Source organism: Kitasatospora sp. NPDC036934 (genome assembly GCF_055608425.1).
The window spans coordinates 1-4,211 of record NZ_JBVJQR010000069.1 but is presented as its reverse complement, the minus strand read 5'-3'; the positions used below and the strand labels follow the sequence as shown (position 1 = coordinate 4,211).

At 71.6% G+C, this 4,211-nt stretch carries 4 protein-coding genes and 1 pseudogene; 3 read left to right on the top strand and 2 right to left on the bottom strand.

Annotated elements, in window-relative coordinates:
- Both ACZ7BZ_RS38220 and ACZ7BZ_RS38215 read right to left on the bottom strand, forming a co-directional pair.
- Positions 1-96, bottom strand: a pseudogene (locus ACZ7BZ_RS38220) (electron transfer flavoprotein subunit beta); the annotation flags it as partial.
- A 378-nt stretch (positions 97-474) separates the two neighbouring features.
- Positions 475-888 (bottom strand): thioredoxin family protein, encoded by a 414-nt coding sequence (locus tag ACZ7BZ_RS38215; protein ID WP_470362404.1) that lies wholly within the window; start codon positions 886-888, stop codon positions 475-477.
- A gap of 208 nt (positions 889-1,096) precedes the next feature.
- Between ACZ7BZ_RS38215 and ACZ7BZ_RS38210 the strand changes: the two genes are divergently transcribed.
- The 3 genes from ACZ7BZ_RS38210 (at position 1,097) to ACZ7BZ_RS38200 (ending at position 4,110) form a co-directional block, all read left to right on the top strand.
- Complete coding sequence (locus tag ACZ7BZ_RS38210) at positions 1,097-1,522, top strand: DUF4395 domain-containing protein (protein WP_470362403.1); 426 nt, start codon at positions 1,097-1,099, stop codon at positions 1,520-1,522.
- Between the two features lie 238 nt (positions 1,523-1,760).
- A complete protein-coding gene (locus tag ACZ7BZ_RS38205; RefSeq protein WP_465751358.1) occupies positions 1,761-2,531 on the top strand; it encodes a lysophospholipid acyltransferase family protein in 771 nt (256 codons plus the stop codon).
- A 202-nt stretch (positions 2,532-2,733) separates the two neighbouring features.
- On the top strand, positions 2,734-4,110 hold the full coding sequence (locus ACZ7BZ_RS38200) for a TolB family protein (protein WP_470362402.1): 1,377 nt from the start codon (positions 2,734-2,736) through the stop codon (positions 4,108-4,110).
- The last annotated feature ends 101 nt before the right edge of the window (positions 4,111-4,211 follow it).

Sequence of the window (4,211 nt, the reverse complement as noted above, 5' to 3'; positions counted from 1 at the left end):
CACACCCTCCCGGTCAGTGGTGTGGTCGTCCGCGAAACGACGGTCACCCGTCGCGTCCGGCACGTACTTCACACAGACGACGATCCTCAAGCTCACGGCCTTGTCTCCTGTACTGGTCTCGTCCGGCGGCTGCGACGTGCAAGCGGGTGCGAACACGCCACGCACCCGCTCCGGGCAGCGAGTTTCCCGTGCCGGTCCGGAACTTCCTGGCAGCATACTCGCCGGTAGTCCAGTGGTCACTACTGGCCAGTAGCTTAGGGCGGAGGGCGCGCGCCGCCGCTTGCGCCCATCCTGCCCCAGCCGGAGGCCGGGTCCACCTCGCGGGGCGGCGCGAACCGCGACGGCAAACGGATAACAGCTAACAGCTAACAGAGAACAGAGAACAGAGAACAGATTTCATCATCTGTTTGCTGTCAGCTGTATCCGTCAGCCTTTTCCCCGCCGACCCGTCACCCCTCAGCCGCTCCCCACGAATCACACCACCTGGCCGAGCGCCGCGATCACGTCCGCCTTGCGCGGCATCCCCGCCGCCCGGCGCACCACCCGGCCCCCCGCGTCCAGCACCAGGACGGTCGGCGTCCGCAACACCTCCAGCCGGCGGACCAGCTCCAGCTGGGCCTCGGCGTCCAGCTCGACGTGCGCGACCCCGTCGACCATCTCAGCCACCTCGGCCAGCACCCGTCGGGTAGCCCGGCACGGTTGGCAGAAAGCGGTGGAGAACTGCACCAGAGTCGCCCGCTCACCGAGCGGCCCGCCCAGCTCCGCCTCCGACAGTCGTACCGCCCCGTCCTTGGTGCGCACCCTCAGCCTCCCGTCGCGCCCGGCCCTCGACAGCCCGGACACGGTCGCCGCCGCCAGCACGACGAGGCACACCACCAGTCCGGTCATCCCTCCAGTCTGCGACAGCACGGCCGGGCTCCGAAAGGGTGGTCGACCTGCCGACACCAGCCCCGTACGATCGGCGGGTGGACTCCGACCGCCCCTCCCCGCCGCTGCTGACCGTCCGTCGCGTCGTCGACCTGGGGCTGGCCACCACCGCCCGCTGTCGCTGACGCGCCCCACCACAGCCGTCCGTCGCGACCCTCCCGGAGCCCCCTTGCAGACCGACCCCCGCGGTCACCGCTTCGCCGCCGCGCTCACCACCCTGGTGCTGGCCGCCGCCCTGATCACCGGCAGCGGCCTGCTGCTGGCCGCCCAGGCCCTGGTGTTCGTGCTCGGCGCGGCCGGCGGCCCCCGACTGTCCCCGTACGGCTGGCTTTTCCACACCTTCGTCGCACCCCGCCTGGCGCCGCCCACCGCGACCGCGGACGAGCGCCCGCTGCGCTTCACCCAGGGCGGCGGTGCGGTGTTCGCCACCGTGGCCGCCCTCGGCTACTTCACCGGGGTCCTCTGGCTCGGCCTGCTGGCCGGCGCCTTCGCCCTGGCCGCTGCCTTCCTGAACGCCGCCTTCGGCTACTGCCTGGGCTCCGAGATCTACCCGATCGTCCGCCGCGCCCAGGGCCGGCTCGGCGCCGGGGCCTGAACTCCGACGGGTCGCCGCGGGCCGGGCAACGGAAAAGTTCCACCCCGGCTTCATCACGGACATCACACCGTGAATATTCGCTTGACCGCACGGCTCAGGTGACAGCAGGCACTCGTTCGGGGGATCATCTCCGTGTATCACCCGTGACCGCCGCGGCGTGCCGTGCTCCGGTCGGCTCCCACGCACGGCTCGGGTACCCGCCGTACCGGGCCCCGGCCCGTGGAAGTCAGGACTGACCGTGGCAGAGTTCGTCTACCCGCCGGTGATCGGCGCCGCACTCACCGCTTTCCGTGCGCTCGACGTGCGGATCAAGATCGTCGGCGCCGAGCACATCCCCGCCAGGGGCGGAGCGGTGCTGGTCAGCAACCACATCAGCTACCTGGACTTCCTCTTCGCCGGCCTCGGCGCCTACCGCGGCGGGAAGCGCAAGACCCGCTTCATGGCCAAGGACGACGTCTTCCGGCACAGCATCTCCGGCCCGCTGATGCGCGGCATGAAGCACATCCCGGTCGACCGCACCGACGGCCAGCCCGCCTACGAGGCCGCCGTCCGGGCCCTGCGGGCCGGCGAGGTCGTCGGGGTCTTCCCCGAGGCGACCATCAGCCGCTCGTTCATGCTGAAGAAGTTCAAGACCGGCGCCGCCCGGATGGCCGCCGACTCCGGCACCCCGCTGCTGCCCGTCATCCTCTGGGGCACCCAGCAACTCTGGACCAAGGGCCGCCCGAAGACCCTCACCAAGCGCCACGTCCCGGTGACGATCATGATTGGCGAACCGATTCACCTGGAGCCGGGCGACAAGCCCGTCATGGTCACCAGAAAGCTGCGCGCCGCCATGAGCGAGATGCTCGACCGGGCCCAGCGCGAGTACCCCGGCAAGCCGTCCGGCCCGGACGACTCCTGGTGGCTGCCCGCCCAGCTCGGCGGCACCGCGCCCACCCTGGAGGTCGCCGAGGCCGAGGACGAGGCGGAGGCCGTCGCCAAGGCCGAGCGCCGCGCCGCCCGGGACTGACCCGCCCCGCCGCGCCCCACCCACCCCGTCTACTCCGTGTGACCGAGCGAATGCGATCCGTCGCGTGTCGCCCCGGCCGTCGACACACCCCGTCTGACACAGTGACAGCTCGTTCCAGGGCCTTCCTCCTGGATGCGTCCTGCGTCCCTCCCACATCGGAGTCGGGCACACGTCGGAGCGGTCGGAAAGGTCGAAGACGGAGATGACACGGATCACCGGCACACGGCAGTCCCCCACCAGCAGCAAGGCCCGCACCCGCGCAACCGCCGGTGCGGGCCTCCTGCTTGTGGGCACCCTGCTCACCGGGTGCGGGGCCGAACCCGGCGACATCCCGCTCTCCGAGATTCGCCCGGAATCACCCACCGCCTCGCCCGACCCCAGCCCGTCCGCGGCCCCCGGCGTCGTCGGCGCCGCGAACGCCGAGGCCCACAACGGACTGATCGTCAGCCGGGCCTACACCGACGCCACCCGCGCCACCAGCGCCATCGTCACCCTCGGGCCCGACGGCGCCGGCCAGCACCAGATCACCCAACCGCCCGAGCGCGCCCGCGATGACCGCCCCGACTGGTCCCCCGACGGCACTGCCATCGCCTTCGACCGCACCGACCCCCTGACCGGCTCGGCCCGCCTCTGGACGGTCTCCGCCGACGGCGACAACGCCCACCAGATCAGCCAGCTGTGCGACAGCGGCAGTGCCACCGCCGACTGCGCCAACGAGGACGAGCGCGCCCCCGCCTTCTCCCCGGACGGCAAGCAACTCGCCTTCAGCCGCTCCTGGGGGGCCCTGGACCAGGCCCACAACAACCAGGTCCAGTACTCGGACCTCTATCTGATGAACCCCGACGGCACCAGCGTCCAACGGCTCACCTTCCTCACCAACGACAAGCCCTACTCCGGTGCCATCAGCAATCCCAGCTGGTCCCCGGACGGCAAGCAGCTCACCTTCGAGTACCGCACCAGCGCCACCACACAGCCCGCCAACAGCCGCGCCATCTACGTCGTCGGCGCAGACGGCACCGGCCTGCGCCAGCTCACCCCTTGGGAACTGCGCGCCGGCGACCGCGCGGCCTGGTCCCCCGACGGCACTCAGATCCTCTTCACCACCTATCCGGCCGGGCCCGACAACGCCCCCGGTGGCGGCATCTACACCGTCCACCCCGACGGCACTGCCATCGGCGCACTCACCCCCGCCCCTTCCACCGCCTTCTACGGCTCGGCCACCTACGCGCCCGACGGCAAGTCCATCGTCTTCGCCCAGGCGCCCGCCGGCTCCGGCGCGGACCTGTACAGCATGCGCCCGGACGGTACGGACGTCGCCCGGCTCACCAACAGCGCGGACAAGTGGCTCGACCGGCCGTCCTGGGGAACGGCGGCCGTGCCGACGGCCCAGGCGACCCCGGCCGAATCCCCGGCCGCGGGCGCGTCCGGGGACCCGTCGGCCTCCGCGGTACCGGCGGCGCCCGGGGCACCGGCCGGGGCGACGCCGTCCGGTGCCCCGACCGCTGAGGCCACGCCGGCCCAGGCCCAGGGGCAGCCGAAGACCGACGACACCCAGCCGCAGGACGACGAAGACAACTGAGCGCGAAACGGAAATGCGAAAAGCCCCTGATCCAAAAGGATCAGGGGCTTTTCTGAAGAATTGTTCGGCGGCGTCCTACTCTCCCACAGGGTCCCCCCTGC

Coding starts and splice junctions, on each gene's coding strand:
- ACZ7BZ_RS38200 (WP_470362402.1), top strand. CDS start 2,734: ATGACACGGATCACCGGCACACGGCAGTCCCCCACCAGCAGCAAGGCC.
- ACZ7BZ_RS38215 (WP_470362404.1), bottom strand. CDS start 888: ATGACCGGACTGGTGGTGTGCCTCGTCGTGCTGGCGGCGGCGACCGTG.